Genomic DNA, 20,816 nt, shown 5'->3' on the forward strand with positions numbered 1-20,816 from the left:
GCCTGGTGCTAGTTTTGTGTCAAAAAAACAACAAAGACATGGAACTACAGCTTATTCGAAACGCTACCGTCAAGCTGCGATTCGGTGGTGTCACTTTTTTAATTGATCCTTATTTGGGAGAAAAATATAGCCAACCCTCACTGGCGGGTAGATCCAAAAACCCAACTGTTGATCTTCCATGTAGCATCAAAGAGATCGTAGAAGGTGTTGATTACATTATTGTCTCTCATTTGCACCCTGATCATTTTGATGACGAGGCACAGCGTAATCTCTCCAGGCAGGCGCCCATTTTTTGCCAGCCTCAAGACCTGGGTGCACTTATGTCAAGGGGTTTTGGAAGCGTCAGGGCCATTGACCGGGAGTTGGACATCGAGGGGGTGAGCATCACCAGAACGGATTGCCAGCATGGCGCTGGTGAGATTCTGCCGCTGATGGGCACGGCATCTGGTTTTGTGTTCCGGCATTTGAAAGAGAAGACTCTTTACTGGTGTGGTGACACCATTTGGTACGATGGAGTGCAAGACGTGATTGACAGGCACAAGCCAGAGGTAGTTGTCTGTCATGCAGGAGGAAACGCTTTTGTGCATTCCTACCACGTATTTGGGCCAGCTTTTTCTGGCGATAGTGAGTCTCTGGTGATGGATGCAGGACAGGTGCTGGCGCTTTGTGAATACACCTCGCAAGCAAGGGTGGTGGCCACACATATAGGAGCTCTGGACCATGACTCCCTCACCAGGGAAGAGCTTCGGAACCGGGCGATCACACAAGTGGAAAGAGGACAGCTTCTTATACCCGGAGACGGACAGAAAATGATTTTTTAACCATAAGATTATATGACCAGCATTGAAAAACAAATCAAAAAATTGGGGCTTGTTCTGCCGGAGCCGTCAACGCCGGGTGGCAACTATTCCTCGTGCAATACCCGGGGAAACCATGTGTCGGTGGCGATACAGTTCCCGATAAAAAATGGAGAATTCCTTTACCAGGGGAAGCTGGGCACCGACCTGGACACAGAGGCTGGCTATCAGGCCATGCGCTTGTGCGGGCTCAATGTGTTGGCTCAGATAAACAAGTATTTTGAGGTCGAACAGATGGAAGGGCTCTTACATGCAGACATATTTTACTGTGGCGCCGAAGGTTGGGACGATGCCCCAAAGGTAGCGAACGGCGCTTCTGACCTTTTTGTGGAGGTGCTGGGAGAAAAGGGTCAGCATGCCCGAGCTATTCTGGGTGTGCATGCGTTGCCCCGGCAGTTTTCGGTTGGGCTTGCCGTAACCCTGGTTTTGCGGCGACGGATTCCGTGGATTTTCGCCTGACAATCTGCCTGATAAATGCATTTTCTCTTTTTTAAATTTTTGACATGAATACCACGAGACGTATCGCTGACCCTGTGCAACTGTCGCTTTCATTTTTGGAGCGTGTGTGGGGCCCCTCTCACGACCTCGACGCCATCGATGAGCTGATGACCGAGGATTACACCATTACCACCGGCGGCATCAGTATCACCGGGCGCAACGAGTTCAAAGAATGGGTGCGAAGTTTTCAACAAAAACTCACCGACGCCATCACGGTGAGCCAGGAGACAATCCGAAATGAATCAGGCGACCGGGTGATATCCCGGTGGATCTGTACGGGAAAAAATAATGGGATTTTTGGACTCCTGGCCGACGGCCGGGAGGTTACCTTTACCGGAATTGCCATTTGGAGCGTTCGGGACAATCGCCTGGCTGCGTGCTGGGTGGAGCGCAGTGCGCTCGAACTCTACCAAAAACTCAAACATGAGCATTCATGATTTTTAATCCGGTTGTGTCGCCGGAAAATTTATTGCTAACCAAAGTTGAAAACTGTGAGTAAGAAGCTTTTGGGAAAATTTGCAGCCGGTGAGGAATCAGGCCGGGAGGTTGCCCTCAATTTGTCAAAGCAAAAAAAACACTTCACTTATGAAAAATTTAGATAGCCTTTGGATGGCCCATGAACAACTGCTGGTGACCAGGCTCGGCGGGGACGTAACAATCCCAGATATTGAAAAGTGGGAAATCTCTCTCTACAAGGCACTTGATGCTATCGGAGACGGTGGACAATTCAAAATCCTGGTGGATCTTTTTGGTTTTAGTGCCATCAATGTGGAGGCTCATAAGCGATACAGGGAGGTCATTCCCCGCACCCTGGCCGACTATGGGTGGCGGGTAGGTTACCTCGATATGTTCGAGGAGGCCAACGGGCTTCTGTTAACATCCAAACGAGGTATCAGGTGTGTAGCTGCCGCCCACGTTCACCAGGATGCCACTAAAATTGAAAAGTACCAGAGCTTGTATGGCACAGACCGGGAACGGTTTTTTACAGATCCTTCGCTTGCAAGGGAGTGGATCGACCAAGTTCAGGTATAAGATTTTCGGCGAGCCCAATGCAACCATTTTCATCACTTTAATGTCTGGTTTTTATTTCAAAACTGATGAGAGTTATACTTTTTTTACTGCTGTTTCCGCTCCTGGCAGAAGCCCAGCTCAACAATGATTTCTGGAATACAATCGAGCCTAATCTCGCAGGCAATACGGTCTTCTATTCGCTACAGGTAAATAGGCGGGGAGACATTTACCTCGGGACGAACAACGGCATCGTTAGGAGCGCCGACGAAGGGCGGTCCTGGACAAGTTTAGACGTCGATCCCGTGCCCTTCTTTCACCTGATTGTTTCTGGCGACTCCATTTATGGCGTTTCTGGCAGCGGCACCATTTATGTGTCGATGAACAGCGGAGAGAGCTGGCACAGGAGTCAGCTGCAGGAGGTAATTGGTGTGACCGATATACTGCTACTGGCCAACGGCACTGTACTGGTGGCTACTGGTTACCTTGAGGTCGAAAATGATGTAGGCTATTTCCGGGGAAACGGACTTTTTAAATCTCAGGACAACGGAAGCACCTGGCACAAAGTGGAGCTGGTCAGTGCACAGGATCAGTATATTTCACACCTGGCACAAGACTCACAGGGCCGCATTTATGCATCGTTGAATGAGTATACGTCGGCGGACGGCGCCTTGCTGTATTCTACCGATCATGGCGACACCTGGCAGGCAATGCCCGACCCTTTGTTCGACTGGGGAGGCGAAGACGGGTTGGGTACGACTAGCATTGTACAGGTAACCAGTTTGGAAGTCGATCGGCAGGACAATATTCGCATAAGCCTACAGGGTGCTTCTGGTAGAGTGGCCACTTCTTTGAACCTGAGTAGCAGCTTTCAGGGGGCTGTCAATGGAGAGGAATGGAGCCACCAGCATTTGGTGCCATTTGGCTACCCATGGCTTTACCTGGAGGCGCACAACAGCTACTTCGCTGCCAATGGCGACAGTTATGCTTTCAGGTTTGGTACCTCGCTGACTCTTTCGGGTGTTTCCTATTCAAAATCCGGGTCTGATTTCGAAAAGAAGCATATTAACCCTTTGGTAATTGATGGCGTGGCCCAGTTCAGCTATTGTGTTTTTGCTGAGGGGCCGACCGGCAGGGTCTATTTGATCCAGCAACTTGATCGTACGCTGTATTACACTGATGAGTCTGTCAAACAGCCTGTGCTGGGTGTTGACAAAGGCACTGCCATAGCCATCTACCCAAACCCTGCCAGCCATAGCGCACGTGTCAGGATGGCGCCCCCTGCAATTCAGGGGCAAATCAATGTTTTTTCGTCCGATGGTCGCCTGGTTTACAGCAGTGCTTGTGCACCTGGGGAAGAGGTCGAGATTCCGCTAACCGACGTGTTGCCGGGCATTTATTTCGTGACAGTGGCTACCGATCGCTGGAAGGAAACGCACAGATTGGTGGTTGAATAGCCCGAAAGAGCAAATAGCCCAATAAGTAGCGGGAGGGCTTATCTAGCCGAAAATGGGCGTTCAATATTTCATAATTTTTTGATTGATTGGGCAGGTGTGAAAGTTGAAGGTATGGACATAGGCATCGTTGAATACTGCGAAAACTGGAAAAGAGGATTCGAAGATGAAAGAAAACTGATGGTCACCACTTTTCGGAGTCAGATTAAAGCCATTGAACATATTGGCAGCACTTCTATCCCCGGCCAGAATGCGAAGCCGGTAATTGATATTTTTATTGCCGTTTCACCATTTCGCAAAGTTTCCTTTTACGATCGGAAGCTTTCTGCACTTAGTTATCGCAAAACCCCAACGGATATTGCCGGTCGGCATCTATTTGCCAGGTATACCCGTGAGAACACCTGGACGCATAATTTGCACATTTTGCCATGGGATGTTGAATTCTATTCACGGAACGAAATACTATTCAGAGACTATTTGAGAAAGAGACCGGACATGGTAGTCAGGTACAATGATTTGAAAAAACTGTTGGTGCTCCGGAATTCCTCTTCACTGGAGGAGTATACAAAGGCGAAAACTCAATTTATTCAGGAGGTTGTGGATTTAGCCCGAATTGAAAAAGGACTTCCGAGACAAAACGTTTGGACGATGGAGTATATCAAAGAGGACAAGTGACTCAAGCAAAAGCAGTCGTTAGCCTATCAACGCCTTCCAATAGTGTCGCACCCGTCTAGCGGAAGACTGGCAGCCACAAAGGAGCGCAATGGCTTCACCTGAACCATCAGGCAGATTCACATTGAGTAGCATTTACAGGTATCTTCTCCTAAACTCCCTGGGTGTGCAACCGTTCATTTTCATAAAGCAGGCATTGAAGCGGCTGATGGAATTGAAGCCACATTGAAATGCGATTTCGGTGATGCTGGTGTCGGTAGCAGCCAGCTGACGCTGGGCATGTGAAATTCTTTCTTTCATAATGTGCTCGCTCAAAGTGCTGCCAAATGCTTTCCTGAAAATGGTGTTCGCATAGTCGGGATGGAGGCCTACCGCTTCCCCTATTTCAGCGGCTTTAATAGGTTGGGCGTAGTTTTGAGCAATGTAAATAGCTATTCTTTCCACTTGACTTATTTCAGTTGAATGAATAGAGGAATGGTTGTTTTCTTTTCGGGCGACACTGTTATGCGCCATCCTGAGCAAACGGGCACGCATCTCCAGCAGGGTTACCTCAAGACCTTCGTTTTTCCCAAACTCACTGATCCAATTATTTAGCAGGAACTCATCATATGGCGAAAACGCTTCAGAACCATCTAGTAAAACTTCGCCTCTTAGCACTCCATCAACAAATGAAGTGGGAAGCTTCCATTCTAAAAATTGGGAAAATGGGATGGTGCAAACAAAATAGGACGTGATGTTTTCGAAGTCAATGATTTGATGGGGAATCAGCCCCCAAAACAGGGCAAGCTTTTTTGAGGGGATAGTGATTTTTTTATCGTGAAAAAGGTAGGTGATAGCACCCTCCCCAAAATAGTTGAGTTCAATTTCGTTGTGACGGTCGGGTCTTCGCATCAGGCTGGGCGTCCACACCTCGCAGGTGATGCCGTAGGGCTTGAACTCCTCTCGCTTTTCATCAAACACATTTAAAATCTCGGAATTCATCATGTTTAATTACACATACGGGTAGTTTTGGTTTGAAACCGAGATTAAATTTAGGTCTTTGACTATTGATTAAACTACACTCACCATGAAGAATTTTCTTTTCGCCTTTTTTTTGATACTTAGCACCAGCCTCCTGTTCAGTCAGCCAGTGCAAAAACACCGGGTAGTTATCCTGTCCGATATTGAGGCAGAACCCGACGATATCGAATCTTTCGCCCGATTGGTGTTGTACTCGAATGCGATAGACATCAAAGGAATGGTAGCCACCACCTCCATCTGGAAGAAAACAAGTGTGGCCCCGGAGTCAATTCGGAAAGTGATCAGGGCCTACGGCAAGGTGCAGCCCAACCTTTTGAAGCACGAAGCTGGTTTTCCGGAAGCCGAAGATTTGCTGGCGATAGTGAAGCAAGGGCTGCCGGTATATGGCATGTTGGGAGTGGGCGATGGAAAGGACTCAGAAGGGTCGGATTGGATTATCAAAGTGCTTGAAGAAAAGGACGACCGCCCTTTGTGGGTAACAGCCTGGGGAGGGGTGAACACGCTGGCCCAGGCCCTGCACAAGATTCAGAAAACCAAGTCGCCGACAGAGGCTAAACGACTCATTGCCAAGCTGCGGGTTTACACCATATCGGACCAGGATGACAGTGGCATTTGGATCAGGAATAACTTCCCAAGCCTGTTTTACATTGTTAGTCCCGGCGACCACTACGGCAGCGCTACATGGAGTGCCATCAACAACGTTATTAAAGGCATAGACAATGAAAAAATAAGCAACCCATGGATAGCGCAGAACATTCAGCAAGGCCATGGCCCCGTGGGCGTGGAATACCCGGACGTGGCCTGGGGCATGGAAGGCGATACACCGTCGTTCCTGGGTTTGATACCTAACGGGCTCAATGAGCCGGAGCATCCGGAATGGGGTGGCTGGGGTGGCCGCTACGAACTCTACAAGCCAGATATTGCTACGCTGAAGCAGGGGAGCTCAGGTGTTCCGTTTGAGCCTGAAACCAGGCCTATATGGACAGATACAAAGGATAATTATACGCCGTATGTGCCCAGTCTGTACGGACGCACCGTTCGCCGAGATACCGTTTCTTTCAATAACAACAAGGCGACGCTGTTTCGCTGGAGAGACGACTTTCAGAATGATTTTGCTGCCCGAATGGACTGGTGCACCATGTCGTACGAAGAAGCTAACCACCCGCCAACCCCAGTGCTGGAGCATGCCGACCGGTTGACTGTGAAGTCGGGAGAGGGCTTTGGCCTGGATGCATTCAGCTCTACCGACCCTGATGGCGATAACCTTAGCTTTCTCTGGTTCCACTACCCCGAGGCAGGCAGCTATAAGAAGCAAATAGATATCTCTGCTGAAAACGTACATGGAGTGTATGTGAAGGCGCCGGTCGTCGACAAGGAAGAAACACTACATTTCATCCTAAAACTGTCAGACAAGGGGAGTCCGGTATTAACCAGATACAAAAGAGTGATTGTGACTGTTGTGCCAAAGTAGTGGAGGCCCTGAGGCCGTCAGTTCTGTTGTGCTGTCGCTATGTTTTGGAGCCGGACAGAGTGCCTGAGATGGACATTTGTAGGATTCCTTTCGCTGTGAGGAAAAAACAAGTAGCTTAGCGAGCCCTGGAGGATAGCAAGCGAAGGCGTGTTATATCCACCCAATAGGCAAATAAAGTGATCATCTAATGTTCAGGCATCAAGGTAAAAGCAGGACACTGAAGCATAACCTGCAAATTGCCACCGTACTTTCCTTTGTAGCTGGCATTGTGAACGTAACTGGTTTTTTGGCTCTCAAACAGTTAACTACAAATGTAACAGGCCACTTCGCACTGTTTATTTATGACGTGTCAAATCTGGAGTTTTGGAGAGGGACGGTGTATTTCCTTTACATTTTCTCTTTCTTCTTTGGCTCGTTCTTGTCAAGCTTTCTTATTGAGCTCTTCCGGGAAAATAAAAAATGGAATGTTTATGTTTTGCCCACAATAATTGAGTCTTTGGTTTTGCTCTCTATAGGTCTGCTGAGCAATGTGGTGGACATCACTTATCCTGATGTCATCGCCTGTTTATTGCTATTTGCCATGGGGCTTCAGAATTCTTATGTGACAAAAATTTCCAACACAATCGTGAGAACCACCCACCTTACGGGGCTTTTCACTGACTTGGGTATTGAAATTTCGCAGCTACTCTTCCCTAAATCGCATCCGAACAGGGAAAAACTCAAATCGACCATCAAACTGCGCATATACATTATTTCATTCTTTTTTGCCGGAGGTCTTGCCGGCGGTTTTTTCTATTCTAAAGTCGACCTGAAATTAAATACGCTGGTATTAGCTGCCGTAGTTTTATTGCTAAGCTTGCTATTCGACGATTTTCGATACAGTTTGATTAGGGCTAAGAGAAAATATCGCCAAAAATGAAAGCTACGCCCGATCCCATGCACGTAACTTTCGTACGGTCTTACTAGCCGACACAGCTATTTCTGCGAAGAGACACGGTCATTATTGCTGTTATTTCCCCTCCAGGTACTCTCTCAAGCTCCTTCCCACAATATCCGTCCATCCGGCGGCAAAGTTTTCAGGTACCAAATCCGGATTACCGCTGTTGAAGCTTTCAATGTTCGCATGAGTGAGTCGCACCAAGGTGGAGTTCCCCTGGTCAAACAGCTCCCAGGTCACGTAAGAGATGCCAGGCTCTCCATCGTAGCGCCAGCTGTGGGCTAGTTTTTTCTCCTTAATCACTTCAGTCACCTCGCAAATGTGCAGGTACTGTCTTTCTGGTGGGCCACCTTTAAACCGGAACTCAAAACCCACCTCAGCTTTGAACTCAGCCAGATCAAAGTACCAAACCTTCATTTTGTCTTTGTCGGTGATGGCTTCCCACACTTTTTTAGCAGGTGCGTTGTATGTTTTTTCGATGGTAAATGGAGTCTTTGCCATATTATTGCTTGGTTATAGATGCTTATACATTTCAGCGTATTGTGCCTTCAAGGCCTCTTGTTTGTCTGGTATTTTTGGCGTTGTTTCGTCGCCTGCCAGCGTTTTCTTTAGTGTATCGAGCATAAAATGCCAGCCCGCCGGAACTGACTTTGCCCATTGCCCATCCACTTTACTATGTGTAAGTGTAAGAAGGCATCGTTCGGAACCCAGCTCCTGAAGCTCCCAAGTAACAAGCTCCTCTTCCCAGTAGTACTCAAACAGCTTGGTCTGGACGATCCTGGTTATTTTTCCAAATGATTCAGAGTTGTCGGGTTCAGGAAAGCGGATGACCATTTTGCCACCTGGTTTGAATTCCATTTCTGTTGCCATGAACCATGTCGCCAGCTTGTCGGGATTTGTAATTGCCTCCCAAACAGCTTCGGAACTAAACGGAAACTCTCGTTCGAATACCACTTTGTACCCGTCGGGTTCATTGGTGAGCTTTCCGGGGTTTAGCAGGTCACTCATAACTTTTGCCTTGTTTTGTATTTTGGTCATTTTCCAGAAACACCTCTAGTGCATCCAACTTCTGAGTCCAGAAGGCCCTCATCTTTGCTGTCCAGTCTGTTACCTCCTTCAATCCATCGAGCCTGGCGCTACAAAAGCTCTCCCTGCCTCTTTTTTCAATATCGATCAGCCCACACTCTTTCAGTAGCTTTAAATGCTTGGCCACTGCCGGCCTGCTGATGTCGAACTTGTCGGCCACAGTGTTAAGATTCAGAGGCTGGCTGACCAGCATCGTAATGATCTCTCGCCTTGTGGGGTCGGCTATGGCTGTGAATACGTCTCTTTGCATTAGGGAACCTTTTGGTTTCAAATATATAAAGGAAACCTTTTAGTTTCCTAATATGATTACCCATTTTTTCAATAGCTGCCTGAGGCTGGTTTTGGACGCTTCTGGCAGCAAATTCTTGGGTTTCAGGGGTGTTAAAAATGAGAGGCCGCTGAATAATTGTAAATTCATTCATTGACTACCCAAATTTTTAACTATGAGACGATACCTGATTATGATCCTCTTCTGCACCACTGTATTTAGTGTCGCTGCTCAGGGTGTACAAAAAGATGCCGATGGCTTTGAGTACTTTGAAATGCAGGAAGGAGATACAACGTACATCATGAAAAAGTATTTTTTTGTGATGCTCAATAGCGGACCAACAAGGAGCCAGACGAAAGAAGAAGCGGCGGCCATTCAGGAAAAGCACCTGGCACACATCAACTGGATGGCGAGCAATGGCTATGTAAACCTGGCTGGGCCTGTTGAGTCCGAAGATGAATTCAGGGGAATTTTGGTCTTCAACGTAACCTCTTTGGAGGAGGTAGAAAAGCTGGTGGCGATGGATCTGGCGGTAAAAGCAGGCAGGCTGGTCATGAAGATATATCCCTGGTGGTGCGTTAAAGGAGGTGTGTTGCGCTAACTGAAAATCAACGCTTTAGTAGTAATAATTGCGTCGGCGGCTTATCTTCGGGAGGACATTGCTTATAACCTTGAGATTTATCCGACCAGCCAAAGTTTTTCTTTTTGTTGTTCTGCTTTCTATGCCCGCCGCTGTTTTTTCGCAGGCGAGCACTATTGATAGATTGAAAGCAGAAAACGAAGCCTATACCGCCCTGGATAGTGTAAAAGTTGATATGCTCAACAGGCTGGCCCTTGAAAATCAGTTTGTTTCTATTCTCGAAGCATTTTCTTACGGACGTGAGGCACTGGAACTAAGTGTGGAAATTGGCTATGTGAACGGTGAAGCTTATGCCTACCGAAACCTTGGCAGCAGCTATGCGATACGGCAGGATTTTGTCACTGCTGTGCAACTGTTGGAGAAAGCGCAGGCACTTTTTGAGACAATTGACTCGCAAAGGGGAGTGGCCGATTGTTATATTTCCATGGGGCATGTGTACAGATGGCAGCTCGACTATTTCAAAGCCATTGAATACCAAAAGAAGGCTGCTGACATCTATGCAAAGCTCGATATGCCCGAGCGTTATGGTGTCACTCTTCATAATCTTGGCGAGAATTATCTCCTCATAGGTGACCTGAAAACGGCACAACAAGTTACCCAGCAGGCTACAAAGATTTTTAAAACTGTTGACAACAAGCAAGTATTGACTTCTTGCTACAAGGTGTTTGGACAGATAGCCTTTGAGAGAAAGGATTTTAGAGGTGCCGAAGAGTATTTTAATGAAGCGCTGGCCATCTCCGACGAGCTGGGGAAGGATTCTCAAAAGGAGGCCACATTTGATGTTTACCTGATGCTGGCGAAGATATATCATCAACAGGGACAGAGGTCTGAAGAGGAGTTAATGCTAAATAAGGCGCTTTTGCTGGCCGGAGACAATGTGCTGCTGTCGCAGGAACGGCAGGCTTACACACAACTTGTTAACCACTATTTTTTCTACAAGGAATATGAGTTGGCACACAAAACCTTTGATGCTTTCAGCCTTATCAATGAAAAAATATACGAGCAGCAAAAAATAGAAATGGCCAACATGATGGAGCAAGTGCTTCAAACGATAAAGGTGGCCAATGAGAATGAACTGCTAAGGCAGGAGAGGCAGTTGCAGGAAGAAAGGATAACGCTTCAGCAATACCAGATCTACTTTTTTGTATTTTCCATTGCGTTGCTTGGTACCGTGGCAATTCTTTTGGTTCGCTCAGGCAGGCTGCGGAAGAAGTATACCGAGGAGCTGGCCGCAACAAACGAATTGATAGAAGAGAAATCGAAAAAGCTTGAGGAGTTGGTGCGGGTAAAGGACAAGTTCTTCTCTATCATATCTCATGACCTTCGCAGCCCCATAAGCACCCTGGCCCAGTTTGTGGTGATGCTGAAGACCAGCTACAAAAATTTTTCTGATCAGGAAATGGAGGATGTGCTCGGAAAGTTTGACTCGCAACTGACCTCGACACTTTCGCTGGCCGATGATATCATTCTTTGGGCGAAGGCAGAGATTAATCAGGCTCCCGGAATAAATGATGCTTTTGAAGTTAATAAAGCTATAGAAGCTGTGGTCAAGGTGGCAGCTGAACAGCTGCGAATGAAAGGGATTGTTTTGCAGGCAGAAATTGGCAACCACCTGATGGTGTCAGCAAACAGGGACCAGCTGGAGTTTTGTATAAGGAATATTCTAAGCAACTCGATAAAGTTCACGCCTACGGGCGGGCACATCGGTATCGGAACCTTTTCCGAAGGAAACATGGTGGCTGTGAAAATAGAAGATAACGGAACCGGTATTTCGCTTGAAAAGCAAAGTATTCTGTTTCAAAGCCCGTTGAAACAGAGTGAAGGGGAATTGGGCACCGATGGTGAAAAGGGTAAAGGGCTAGGACTGTACCTTGTGAATGATTTTATGAAGAAAAACGGAGGCAGGGTGGAAGTGTCCAGTGAAGAGGGGAAAGGCTCCGTTTTCACACTCTATATTCCCGTTGCCACGGCGTCATAGGATACCGCCAACCACCTCAACTGCGCTAAAGTTGGAAAAACAACAAGCCCTTAGCTCGAGATTAGCGCCTCATCATGTTGCCCAGCGCCGCTTTTGCGCCTCCCATTTTGTTCATCGTTTTCATCATCTTGCGCATTTGCTCAAACTGCTTCATCAGGTTGTTCACCTCCTGAATGCTTGTGCCGCTTCCTTTGGCAATGCGTTGACGGCGGCTGCCGTTGATGAGATCCGGATTTTCTCTTTCTTTAGGTGTCATCGACTTAATGATCGCCTCAATAGGTTTGAATGAATCATCATCGACATCCACATCCTTCAGGGCTTTTCCCATGCCGGGAATCATACCCATCAGGTCTTTGATGTTACCCATCTTTTTGATCTGATCGATTTGAGAAAGGAAATCGTCAAAGCCAAATTGGTTCTTGCGGATCTTCTTGTTAATCCTGTCGGCTTCCTGCTGATCGAAGGCCTCTTGCGCTTTTTCTACCAAAGACACCACGTCACCCATGCCCAGGATTCGCTGGGCCATCCTGTCGGGGTGGAACAGGTCGATGGCGTCCATTTTCTCGCCAGTCGAAATAAACTTGATTGGCTTGTCAACCACGGCCCTGATAGAAAGTGCCGCACCACCACGGGTGTCACCGTCCAGCTTGGTCAACACTACGCCGTCGAAGTTGAGCCTTTCATTGAAGGTTTTGGCCGTGTTCACAGCATCCTGCCCAGTCATTGAGTCGACTACGAAAAGCGTTTCGGTAGGCTTCAGTGATTTTTTCAGGCCTTCAATCTCTGCCATCATTTGGTCATCGACAGCCAAGCGACCGGCCGTATCGACAATCACTATTTTCTTGCCAGTCTTCTTCGCCTGTGCGATACCATTCTGGGCAATTTGAAGAGCATTTTTGTTTTCTGGTTCTGCGTAAACATCTACGCCTACCTGATCGCCCAATACTTTCAGCTGGTCAATCGCAGCAGGACGGTAAATATCGCAAGCCACCAACAGCACCTGACGGCCTTGCTTTTTCAATCTATTGGCAAGTTTGCCGGTGAAGGTGGTCTTACCAGAACCCTGCAAACCCGATATAAGCACAACAGCGGGGTCGCCACTGATATTGATGTCAGCCTGTGAGCCACCCATGAGGCTGGTGAGCTCTTCGTGCACGATTTTGGTAAGCAACTGGCCCGGAGAAACGGCAATAAGCACATCACGGCCAAGTGCCTTTTCTTTGATGCCGTCTGTTACTTCCTTAGCAACTTTATAGTTTACGTCAGCCTCTACCAGCGCACGGCGGATTTCTTTGATCGTGCTGGCAACGTTAATCTCTGATATTTTACCCTGCCCTTTGAGGGTCTTAATGGCTCTGTCGAGCTTTACACTTAAACTATCGAACATGCTTCAAGACTATTTTGAGGTGCAAAGATAGGACAAAGTGTGCAAGTGTGCATGCATTCAATCGGATAAGTGTTTACGTAAACAGGCTGGCAGGCAATCGCAATCCGGTTACAATGACATCGCATGGTCGGCGGGCACATCTACACCATTCCATATCTTTTTGGAAGTCCAGTCTGCCGCTGGTGCGGCCCAAAAGCTGTTATTGGGTGGTAGTCCAAGTGGTAGAAAAGCCATGGAGCAAAGATAAAGGCTGCCGGTGGAGATGTATCCTTCAGCAATTGCTGGCTGGTGCCCACAGAACCCAATAGTAAGCCAGCCATTTTTGTCAAAAGTGCCTTCTGCATCCATTATTTTCTTCATGGAAGTGGTAAGCGCCGACCGGATACTGGCCGGTGATATACCCTCGCTGAGCTTTTCCATAAGCGTTATTTGTGCCAGCAACTGAAAGGCACCGATTCGATAAGGCAGAGAACGGCCAATTGGCGGAAAGGAACCATCAGCCATAATCAATCGCTCCTGAATGGCGGCATAACGCTGCCCGATTTTCAGGAACTTGTCAAATGCCTTTTGAAAGTACTGATCGTTGCGTTTGTCGAAGGGGATCATTGTGGCGGTGATATCCAAAAGAAAAGGCTGGATGACGTAGCTGTTGTAATAGTCCCAGTGAAAGTCTTCACCATCTCCAAAAACACCGTCGCCTTTGTACCAGCTTTCCATTTGTCTAACTGCAAGCTCTATTCTTACAGCGTCGCCTTCATTGTAGAATTTGGCCAGGGCGGCTTCCACCATGGCGCTGAAAAGAATCCAGTTGCTATGATAGGGCCTGATTACTCTGCTGGAGACAAATGCGTTTTTCAGGTTCAGTTTTGTGGTGCTATCGAGCGATTCCCAAAGCTCTTTTGGGGCACGTATCAATGCGTGGGCCAGGAAGGCGGCATCCACCAGGGGCTGGGCATGCTCGGTGAAATTCATAAAATCAGGGGAGCCGGGATCTACCGCTTTGCTGATGGCTGTTCTTGAAAGGGTCGCATATTTTTTCCGGAGCTCCTCTTCCTTGCCCGTTAGGCTCGTTGATGCCAGCCAGGGGGCCATTCCAGAAAGCAGCCTCCCGAAGGCTTCCAGATAGGTGACCTGCCGCCTCGAAGCTTCCTGTCCTTCTTTGCACTCTACTGGCATGTTCTTTTTCAGCGTGCCTGCTGCCAGGTTAGTCAGCACAGGATCTGCTATTTTAACAAGCATGTTTACCCAATAAGTTCTGTCGTCTTCTGCGGCTACCTCTGCGCCATTGGGGAAGGCAGATAGAGAAGCTGGTGTCATTAAGCCAAGTGCGCCAAACCCAGCGGCATTTTTTATGAAGTTTCTTCTTTCCATGGTATTAGTTACTGCAATTCGGTAAAAAACACAAACACCCGACATTTTTCAATATGCCAGGTGCTGTAGGTATTTGCGTTTGCAAACTGCCTGTTGCTAAGCGAGCTTTGCTTTTTCAGGATCCCAGTTCACAATTCTGTTTTCGAAGTAGCTTAGGTTAGAGCAAAGCGCCGGACCTGCTGCCCGCATGCCAAACAATGCGTCTTCCAGAATAGGCTTACCCTCTCTAATGCCAGCATAAAAATTGGTATGATGCGAGATATCGGCGCTATAGCCTTGAGGCGCCTTGTATTCTACTTCCGGTATCAGCATTTCCGGTGCTTCTGGTGGAAACTCCGCTTTGTACCACTTCTCAAATTCTTTCTGCTGCGCTTCCGTGAATGTGCTGAAGCTGTCCCAGCCGCCGTAACCCGGGGCTTTTTTGGTTTTGTTTCTTTCAACGGTGAGCCCACTCCAGCCCAGGGTGATGGTGCCTTCGCTGCCGACCAGGCGCACTCTGGAGCCACCGCCCCCGCCATCCACAAAGTTGACCCTCATTTGTAAATTAAAGGCCGGGTGCTTGGCAGTGGCAGGGTAGTCGTGGATGGAGCACATCAGGTCTGGTACATCCCTGCCGTCTTTCCAATAGCGAAGGCCACCCGACGCATAGATTCTGTTGGGTCCCGTTGAGCCGGTGATCGTGTGGAAGTTAGTGAACAAGTGAACGAAAAGATCACCCGCTATACCTGTGCCGTAGTCCTGATAGTTTCTCCAGCGGAAGAACCTCTTTGCATCGAAGGGCACTTTTGGCGCATCGCCAAGGTAGCGATCCCAGTCAACCGTGGCCGGGCTGGCATCGGTGGGGATAGAGTACTGCCAGGCGCCGTTGCCACCCTGGCGGTCGTTGTAAGTTTCCACCATGATCAGCTGTCCGATAGCGCCGGACTCATAAATCTCTTTGGCTTTGTGACTCACCAGGTTGCTGGCCGATTGGCTGCCTACCTGAAAAACTTTCTTCGTTTTGGCTTGAGTATCGATTACTGCCTGGCCTTCGTCGAGCTTATGCACCATGGGTTTTTCGCAATACACATGCTTGCCCTTGTTCATAGCATCGATGGAAATACGGTCGTGCCAGTGGTCAGAAGTGGCGATGATCACCGCATCAACATCTTTTCGGTCCAATATTTCTTTATAGTCTTTTGTCGTGAAAATATCCTTTCCGTAAAGCTCTTTCGTGCGATCCAGTCTTCCAGTGTAAAGGTCGCAAGCCGCCACAAGCTTTACCCCTGGTATTTGCACCGACGTACTCAGATTATTGAAACCCATGATGCCCATACCAATGACGGCGATATTGACTTTGTCGTTGGCGGCGTATTTTTTTAGCTCGTTTTCAGGCTCTTTAATAAGAAAGGTTTGTTTGCTTTTTCCTGCCATGAGCAGCGAAGGGGCAGCACCGGCCAGCAGCGAGGTTCCTACTGCTTTCTTAATAAAATTCCGTCTGTTTGAAGTAGGTTTTTTCATTGTAAGGGAGTTATTAACTATCGAAACTGATAGTAATATACTCCATAAAAGTCCAAGCTTCAAACAGCAGGCTGTTGTTGGTAATTATTGGTGAAGTATGGCTGAACAGGCACTGCGGAAGGTAATGCCAAATATCATTTATTTGCAGGTGTGTCCGCTAACAAATGCCCCAGGGCATCGATGAGCTTGTCTGATAAAACCGAGTCCTCTTTGTTGTCGCTAAAGAAAGGTTGTATCTCTTTTACGTAATTTTCGAAGCCCTCAAAGTCTCTTTTTTCGACGAGGGAAAGCAATATTTCAGCCTCTTTCATAAACAACTGTGTAACCTCCTTCACAAACGGGTTGAAGATCTGTATTTCTGCATACAGCCGGGGGTTTTGCAGCACATACCGAGTGTAGAAAAGCAGGAATATCCGGTAAGTGGGAGAAGAGAGACTTTTGATGAAATCCAGGTTGGCCCCCATATGCGCCAGGGTTTTCGCACTCACGAATACATTGAAGTGGTTCAGTCCCTGAATCACACCCATCAGCCTGTCGTGTTCATCATAAGAGATGTCTTGCACAAGGGCCCCCTGCGTCGAAAACAGGCTTTTCCAGTAAAGCTCAGTTTCAGTCTCAACGTTTACACTGTAGTTAAAGATCACTACCTGGCCTTCGACGTTCTTCACCGAAGGGGCAAACATGGGGTGAATAGAAATGTATTGGGAAGAAATACTGCTCTGTTCCCGGGAAATTTTTTGGTGAGCAGCCACAATGCCTGACTTGACGCTACATACATCTATCAAAAGCTTGTCATTCAACGATGGGTATATTTCGGCAAGCACAGCCTCCATGGCCGAAATGGGCACTGCCAGAATCAACACATCGCAGGCCGCAACAAGCTCAATGTTAGAGCTGTACTGACTTGATTCATCATTGGATGTGAAACTTACTTTATGGCCTCTGTCAGACAGAAAATCCACCAGCCACTTGCCCATACCACGGCTTCCACCAACCACACCTATACTTTTCGAATGCTCGCTTTTCATAAAACTATCGGTCATGCTAAAGTAATTGAATAGCACGTTTTCTTATAAAAGTCTGCTAAATACATAATTTTATCTTTTCGTTCCTTCCGGTTAACTCAATTTAATCTGAACGTTCGTTCTTAAATCGGCATTGAAATTATATTATTGCCGGATAGATACTGGTACCTGTCCGCTGAGGGCACGCTCAGATTTAATGGGGGCGCCTGGTTCAGTATCATAGCTACTACTGTGAGTATAGGCCTTTTATGAGGATGGGGTTGATTTTGGAATTGGCTCCCCGGCGAAAAGATAAATTTGTTACACATGAAAATTACCTTTAATAAGAAGGTTATACAGCATTTTATAGCCATAGCAGTCTTCTACCTGTTGACTATATTCTTTTTCAGCCCTGTTTTCTTCGACAATAAAAACATCAATCAGCAGGACATTCTCCAGTGGCAGGGCTCCGTGCAGGAAATAAAGGAATTCAGAGCAACGACGGGAGAGGAGCCACTCTGGACTAACTCGATGTTTGGCGGAATGCCAGCCTACATGATCGATGTGGACTGGAGCAATGATATTGTGGAGTTTCTGCAATCGGCTTACAGCTTATGGCTGCCCCATCCTGTCAGGTTGGTGTTTGCCAGCATGGTTTCGTACTACATTTTACTTCTGGCTTTTGGTGTCACTCCCTACCTGGCTATAGTGGGGGCGGTCGGTTTTGCCTTTACTTCTTACAACATGATTTGTCTGATGGCCGGGCACAACGCAAGACTGGGAGCCATAGCTTTTGCTCCGCTCATTCTGGCAGGTATTCACAAAGCCTACGATGGCAAAAAGAGAATCGGGTTTGCACTGGCGGCGTTAGGGCTGGCCATGCACCTGCGGATCAATCACCTTCAAATCACTTACTATTTGCTGCTTATCATCATCATTTATGCCATAGCTAGGTTGGTGGTGGAAATTCAGAAGGGGCTGCTAAAGCCATTTCTGAAGCATAGTTTTGTGCTCATTTTAGCAGCCATGCTGGGGCTGGGGACCTTCTTTGGTGAGTTTTGGGCTACCTACGACTACGCCAAATACACACAAAGGGGAAGGCCCGAGCTGACAGCCCAAAAAGAAGCCAAGCCCAATGCTGACGGCCTCGACAAAAGCTATGCCTTCAATCACAGCAACGGCATTTTCGAGCCTATCGTAATGTTCATCCCCAATTTTTATGGGGGAGCTATGGTGGGCGGGTTCGATACGGACGGTGCTGCCGCTGTAGAGCTCCAAAAAATGGGGGTTCCACGTCAGCAGGTAGCCCAGCAATTGAATGGCTTGCCCGCCTACTGGGGTAACCAGCCTGGCACGTTGCCTTACTATGCAGGGGCCATTATCATTTTTCTGGCAGTGCTGGGAGGCATCGTATTGCCTGGTAAACAGAAATATTGGATGTTCGTGGTGATCGCCTTTGGCATCGCACTTACCTGGGGTAAGAATTTTTCTTCGTTCAACTACTTTCTTTTCGACTACTTTCCGGGCTATAACAAATTCAGGTCAGTGACTTTTGCCTTGTTCATGCCATTGCTCTGTTTGCCACTATTGGGCATGCTGGGGCTTCAGCTTGGGTTGGAAAAGTCATTTGATAAGCAATGGATGAAGGGCTTCTACATCGCCCTTGGCGCAACAGGCGGATTCTCCCTGCTGGCCATCGTGTTTGCTGGCATGGGTGGCTACGCAAGCCCAAATGATGCAGGCCTTGAGCAATACCCCCGGTTGTTGCAGGCGCTGAGGATCGACAGGGCGTCATTGCTAAGAGCTGATGCATTCCGGTCGCTATTGTTCATCGTTGCGGCAGGTGCATGTGTGTATTTTTGGGCCAAAGGCAAGCTCTCGGCAGTATGGGCTCCCGTATTACTCGTTGTCGTTACCTCTGTGGATGTAATTTCAGTAAGCAGAAGGTACCTGAACGACAAGAATTTCACAGCGAACCCAGCTCGTCAGTTCTTTGCCCCTTCTGAGGCAGACCAGGTGATTTTGAGTGACAAAGATTATTACCGTGTTTTCAACCTCAATGATCCTTTCAACGATGCACAAACCTCTTACTTCCATCATTCTTTGGGGGGGTATCATGCAGCCAAACTCAGGCGCTATCAGGATTTGATCGAGTACTGCTTGTCGGGTGAGGCTAACCAGTTGTACTCCACTGTGCAGGCTGGCTCGAGAGATTTTTCAGGCCTTGGAGTAGTCAATATGCTTAATACCAGGTATTTCAAATTTGGCGATAACAAAGGGGAGGTGCTTAGAAATAGTGACGCCAATGGCCCGGCTTGGTTCGTCTCCAACGTTTATAAAGTAAATTCAGCTGATGAGGAAATAGACGTTTTGTGTGGTACTGACACCAAATCGGTAGCCATTATTGATGCCACCAAGTTTGACGTAGCCGCTACTGAATATGACGACTCCGGCACCATCGCCTTACAAAGTTATGCACCCAACAAACTGGTGTACAAGTCAAGCTCTTCCAGCGAGGCTTTGGCCATCTTCTCCGAAATCTACTATCCTGAGGGTTGGGTAGCCCGTATCGACGGCAATGAAGTGCCGATTCTCCGGGCCGACTATGTGCTCCGGGCACTTCAGGTACCTGCAGGTGACCATGAGATCGTGTTTACTTTCGAGCCTGTGATTTACTCCGTTGGCAACAAAGTGATGCTTGGTTCCTCCTTCATTCTGTTGATTGTTGTGGTGCTGGTATTTGGGTATCAGGTGAGAAAGATGTTGTTTGATCAAGTTTAATGGCCATGATTGACGAGACCGAAGAAAGTGATTTGAACAAGCAAATCAAGAAACTGGAAACCAGAAAGTCGATCTCAAAAAACCTATCCATCATCCTCAATTCGATAGTGTTGTTTGTAGTCGTTTGGAACCTGGCCAACCTTTCAATGTTTCTCGACTTGAACAGAGAAGGCGCATGGGTCATTTTGGCCGCATTGGTTAGCACAATTTTCTATCATCAGGCAAACACTAAGCTTTTGAAGCTAAAGCTGAAGGTGCTCGAAAAAAGGGCTTCCAGCGGGCAAAAGTAAGACTCAGGAAGGTTTTGCTATACTTTCGAACTTTTGATGCAACCTTTGTCCTAAATAATAGTATATATAGTACCTTGTAATACAAAATACTATCAAAATGAAAAGGACACTATTACTGATCGGACTATTTGCTTTTACCTATGTTGCCGCCAATGCGCAGCGACGTGTGAATGAAAGAGACCTGAAGGGCGTTTGGAAGCTCGTTATCGATGTTGACAAAGACGAAGTCAGGGAGGAGATTGAAGACGAAGACAATATTGTAGCCCAAATCTTCGCTGAGACAATCACAGACTTCGCTTTCAATATTATTGATAAGATCGACATTCGATTCGAATTTCTTCCTGATAACCGCCTGCGGATTGAAACTAATGCTTTTGGTGAGTCTGATGTGGATTATTCAGAATGGCATATCAATAAGGATGGAGAGCTTTGGATCAGTGATTCAGATCATTTTAACATCGGTGATGACGATGAAGACGACTTCTGGATGTTCGACGGAAAGAATTTGGTGGCTTATGAAAAGAGTCGTGATGGACGTAAAAAAAATAAGGAGGTTTATTTGAAGCTTGTTCAATAAAGCATCCTTTTGGTGAA

The 20,816-nt window shown here is 47.4% G+C and carries 21 protein-coding genes; 13 read left to right on the forward strand and 8 right to left on the reverse strand.

Going from position 1 to position 20,816, the window contains the following annotated elements; genetic code table 11:
* The first annotated feature begins 38 nt into the window (after positions 1-38).
* From ACMVP2_RS18960 to ACMVP2_RS18985, 6 genes are all read left to right on the forward strand, one after another.
* A complete protein-coding gene (locus tag ACMVP2_RS18960) occupies positions 39-821 on the forward strand; it encodes an MBL fold metallo-hydrolase (RefSeq protein ID WP_416864643.1) in 783 nt (260 codons plus the stop codon).
* 12 nt (positions 822-833) lie between these two features.
* Positions 834-1,316 (forward strand): RidA family protein, encoded by a 483-nt coding sequence (locus tag ACMVP2_RS18965; RefSeq protein WP_416864644.1) that lies wholly within the window; start codon positions 834-836, stop codon positions 1,314-1,316.
* A gap of 44 nt (positions 1,317-1,360) precedes the next feature.
* Entirely contained in the window at positions 1,361-1,792 is a 432-nt protein-coding gene (locus ACMVP2_RS18970; protein WP_416864645.1) for an ester cyclase, read from the forward strand.
* Between the two features lie 148 nt (positions 1,793-1,940).
* Entirely contained in the window at positions 1,941-2,387 is a 447-nt protein-coding gene (locus tag ACMVP2_RS18975) for a hypothetical protein (protein WP_416864646.1), read from the forward strand.
* A gap of 65 nt (positions 2,388-2,452) precedes the next feature.
* Positions 2,453-3,820 (forward strand): T9SS type A sorting domain-containing protein, encoded by a 1,368-nt coding sequence (locus ACMVP2_RS18980; protein ID WP_416864647.1) that lies wholly within the window; start codon positions 2,453-2,455, stop codon positions 3,818-3,820.
* Positions 3,821-3,931: 111 nt separating this feature from the next.
* On the forward strand, positions 3,932-4,492 hold the full coding sequence (locus ACMVP2_RS18985) for a GrpB family protein (protein ID WP_416864648.1): 561 nt from the start codon (positions 3,932-3,934) through the stop codon (positions 4,490-4,492).
* Between the two features lie 132 nt (positions 4,493-4,624).
* Here the strand turns inward: ACMVP2_RS18985 and ACMVP2_RS18990 are convergent, their stop codons facing one another.
* Complete coding sequence (locus ACMVP2_RS18990) at positions 4,625-5,473, reverse strand: helix-turn-helix domain-containing protein (protein WP_416864649.1); 849 nt, start codon at positions 5,471-5,473, stop codon at positions 4,625-4,627.
* A gap of 82 nt (positions 5,474-5,555) precedes the next feature.
* Between ACMVP2_RS18990 and ACMVP2_RS18995 the strand changes: the two genes are divergently transcribed.
* Together ACMVP2_RS18995 and ACMVP2_RS19000 are read left to right on the forward strand one after the other, a co-directional pair.
* The gene (locus tag ACMVP2_RS18995) at positions 5,556-6,980 is read left to right on the forward strand and encodes a nucleoside hydrolase-like domain-containing protein (RefSeq protein ID WP_416864650.1); all 1,425 of its coding nucleotides are present in this window, start codon (positions 5,556-5,558) and stop codon (positions 6,978-6,980) included.
* 187 nt (positions 6,981-7,167) lie between these two features.
* Complete coding sequence (locus tag ACMVP2_RS19000) at positions 7,168-7,899, forward strand: YoaK family protein (RefSeq protein ID WP_339786065.1); 732 nt, start codon at positions 7,168-7,170, stop codon at positions 7,897-7,899.
* A gap of 90 nt (positions 7,900-7,989) precedes the next feature.
* Here ACMVP2_RS19000 and ACMVP2_RS19005 read toward each other — a convergent pair whose 3' ends face one another.
* The 3 genes from ACMVP2_RS19005 to ACMVP2_RS19015 are packed head-to-tail and all read right to left on the reverse strand — an operon-like array spanning position 7,990 to position 9,253.
* Positions 7,990-8,418 (reverse strand): SRPBCC domain-containing protein, encoded by a 429-nt coding sequence (locus ACMVP2_RS19005; protein ID WP_339786062.1) that lies wholly within the window; start codon positions 8,416-8,418, stop codon positions 7,990-7,992.
* A gap of 12 nt (positions 8,419-8,430) precedes the next feature.
* The gene (locus tag ACMVP2_RS19010) at positions 8,431-8,925 is read right to left on the reverse strand and encodes an SRPBCC family protein (RefSeq protein ID WP_339786060.1); all 495 of its coding nucleotides are present in this window, start codon (positions 8,923-8,925) and stop codon (positions 8,431-8,433) included.
* Positions 8,918-9,253, reverse strand: coding sequence for a metalloregulator ArsR/SmtB family transcription factor (locus ACMVP2_RS19015; RefSeq protein ID WP_339786057.1), 336 nt, complete (start codon positions 9,251-9,253; stop codon positions 8,918-8,920). The genes ACMVP2_RS19010 and ACMVP2_RS19015 overlap by 8 nt, the downstream gene beginning before the upstream one ends.
* 193 nt (positions 9,254-9,446) lie before the next feature.
* On the opposite strand from ACMVP2_RS19015, the gene ACMVP2_RS19020 reads away from it, so the two are divergent.
* Positions 9,447-9,872, forward strand: a complete 426-nt coding sequence (locus ACMVP2_RS19020) for a YciI family protein (protein ID WP_416864651.1) — start codon at positions 9,447-9,449, stop codon at positions 9,870-9,872.
* 70 nt (positions 9,873-9,942) lie between these two features.
* Complete coding sequence (locus ACMVP2_RS19025; RefSeq protein ID WP_416864652.1) at positions 9,943-11,889, forward strand: tetratricopeptide repeat protein; 1,947 nt, start codon at positions 9,943-9,945, stop codon at positions 11,887-11,889.
* 61 nt (positions 11,890-11,950) lie between these two features.
* Here the strand turns inward: ACMVP2_RS19025 and ffh are convergent, their stop codons facing one another.
* The 4 genes from ffh to ACMVP2_RS19045 all read right to left on the reverse strand — a co-directional run bounded on the left by ffh (position 11,951) and on the right by ACMVP2_RS19045 (position 17,190).
* A complete protein-coding gene (ffh, locus tag ACMVP2_RS19030; protein WP_339786049.1) occupies positions 11,951-13,276 on the reverse strand; it encodes a signal recognition particle protein in 1,326 nt (441 codons plus the stop codon).
* Positions 13,277-13,384: 108 nt separating this feature from the next.
* The gene (locus ACMVP2_RS19035) at positions 13,385-14,647 is read right to left on the reverse strand and encodes a DUF2264 domain-containing protein (RefSeq protein ID WP_416864653.1); all 1,263 of its coding nucleotides are present in this window, start codon (positions 14,645-14,647) and stop codon (positions 13,385-13,387) included.
* A gap of 96 nt (positions 14,648-14,743) precedes the next feature.
* The gene (locus ACMVP2_RS19040) at positions 14,744-16,147 is read right to left on the reverse strand and encodes a Gfo/Idh/MocA family protein (protein WP_416864654.1); all 1,404 of its coding nucleotides are present in this window, start codon (positions 16,145-16,147) and stop codon (positions 14,744-14,746) included.
* Positions 16,148-16,281: 134 nt separating this feature from the next.
* Positions 16,282-17,190 (reverse strand): prephenate dehydrogenase/arogenate dehydrogenase family protein, encoded by a 909-nt coding sequence (locus ACMVP2_RS19045; RefSeq protein WP_416864655.1) that lies wholly within the window; start codon positions 17,188-17,190, stop codon positions 16,282-16,284.
* A gap of 288 nt (positions 17,191-17,478) precedes the next feature.
* On the opposite strand from ACMVP2_RS19045, the gene ACMVP2_RS19050 reads away from it, so the two are divergent.
* The 3 genes from ACMVP2_RS19050 (at position 17,479) to ACMVP2_RS19060 (ending at position 20,799) form a co-directional block, all read left to right on the forward strand.
* Complete coding sequence (locus ACMVP2_RS19050) at positions 17,479-19,932, forward strand: hypothetical protein (RefSeq protein ID WP_416864656.1); 2,454 nt, start codon at positions 17,479-17,481, stop codon at positions 19,930-19,932.
* 5 nt (positions 19,933-19,937) lie between these two features.
* Positions 19,938-20,222, forward strand: coding sequence for a hypothetical protein (locus tag ACMVP2_RS19055; RefSeq protein ID WP_339786034.1), 285 nt, complete (start codon positions 19,938-19,940; stop codon positions 20,220-20,222).
* A 97-nt stretch (positions 20,223-20,319) separates the two neighbouring features.
* The gene (locus ACMVP2_RS19060; protein WP_339786032.1) at positions 20,320-20,799 is read left to right on the forward strand and encodes a hypothetical protein; all 480 of its coding nucleotides are present in this window, start codon (positions 20,320-20,322) and stop codon (positions 20,797-20,799) included.
* The last annotated feature ends 17 nt before the right edge of the window (positions 20,800-20,816 follow it).

The sequence above is a fragment of the Imperialibacter sp. genome, from assembly GCF_048007035.1.
Taxonomy (GTDB): domain Bacteria; phylum Bacteroidota; class Bacteroidia; order Cytophagales; family Cyclobacteriaceae; genus Imperialibacter.

What these genes read in the sequence shown, in the direction of transcription:
- ACMVP2_RS18975 (WP_416864646.1), top strand. Translation starts at nt 1,941, where the DNA reads ATGAAAAATTTAGATAGCCTTTGGATGGCCCATGAACAACTGCTGGTG.
- ACMVP2_RS19005 (WP_339786062.1), bottom strand. Translation starts at nt 8,418, where the DNA reads ATGGCAAAGACTCCATTTACCATCGAAAAAACATACAACGCACCTGCT.
- ACMVP2_RS18990 (WP_416864649.1), bottom strand. Translation starts at nt 5,473, where the DNA reads ATGATGAATTCCGAGATTTTAAATGTGTTTGATGAAAAGCGAGAGGAG.
- ACMVP2_RS19045 (WP_416864655.1), bottom strand. Translation starts at nt 17,190, where the DNA reads ATGACCGATAGTTTTATGAAAAGCGAGCATTCGAAAAGTATAGGTGTG.
- ACMVP2_RS19035 (WP_416864653.1), bottom strand. Translation starts at nt 14,647, where the DNA reads ATGGAAAGAAGAAACTTCATAAAAAATGCCGCTGGGTTTGGCGCACTT.
- ACMVP2_RS19050 (WP_416864656.1), top strand. Translation starts at nt 17,479, where the DNA reads ATGAAAATTACCTTTAATAAGAAGGTTATACAGCATTTTATAGCCATA.
- ACMVP2_RS19060 (WP_339786032.1), top strand. Translation starts at nt 20,320, where the DNA reads ATGAAAAGGACACTATTACTGATCGGACTATTTGCTTTTACCTATGTT.
- ACMVP2_RS18985 (WP_416864648.1), top strand. Translation starts at nt 3,932, where the DNA reads ATGGACATAGGCATCGTTGAATACTGCGAAAACTGGAAAAGAGGATTC.
- ACMVP2_RS19000 (WP_339786065.1), top strand. Translation starts at nt 7,168, where the DNA reads ATGTTCAGGCATCAAGGTAAAAGCAGGACACTGAAGCATAACCTGCAA.
- ACMVP2_RS18960 (WP_416864643.1), top strand. Translation starts at nt 39, where the DNA reads ATGGAACTACAGCTTATTCGAAACGCTACCGTCAAGCTGCGATTCGGT.
- ACMVP2_RS19020 (WP_416864651.1), top strand. Translation starts at nt 9,447, where the DNA reads ATGAGACGATACCTGATTATGATCCTCTTCTGCACCACTGTATTTAGT.
- ACMVP2_RS18965 (WP_416864644.1), top strand. Translation starts at nt 834, where the DNA reads ATGACCAGCATTGAAAAACAAATCAAAAAATTGGGGCTTGTTCTGCCG.
- ACMVP2_RS19010 (WP_339786060.1), bottom strand. Translation starts at nt 8,925, where the DNA reads ATGAGTGACCTGCTAAACCCCGGAAAGCTCACCAATGAACCCGACGGG.
- ACMVP2_RS18980 (WP_416864647.1), top strand. Translation starts at nt 2,453, where the DNA reads ATGAGAGTTATACTTTTTTTACTGCTGTTTCCGCTCCTGGCAGAAGCC.
- ACMVP2_RS18995 (WP_416864650.1), top strand. Translation starts at nt 5,556, where the DNA reads ATGAAGAATTTTCTTTTCGCCTTTTTTTTGATACTTAGCACCAGCCTC.
- ACMVP2_RS18970 (WP_416864645.1), top strand. Translation starts at nt 1,361, where the DNA reads ATGAATACCACGAGACGTATCGCTGACCCTGTGCAACTGTCGCTTTCA.
- ACMVP2_RS19015 (WP_339786057.1), bottom strand. Translation starts at nt 9,253, where the DNA reads ATGCAAAGAGACGTATTCACAGCCATAGCCGACCCCACAAGGCGAGAG.
- ACMVP2_RS19055 (WP_339786034.1), top strand. Translation starts at nt 19,938, where the DNA reads ATGATTGACGAGACCGAAGAAAGTGATTTGAACAAGCAAATCAAGAAA.
- ffh (WP_339786049.1), bottom strand. Translation starts at nt 13,276, where the DNA reads ATGTTCGATAGTTTAAGTGTAAAGCTCGACAGAGCCATTAAGACCCTC.
- ACMVP2_RS19040 (WP_416864654.1), bottom strand. Translation starts at nt 16,147, where the DNA reads ATGAAAAAACCTACTTCAAACAGACGGAATTTTATTAAGAAAGCAGTA.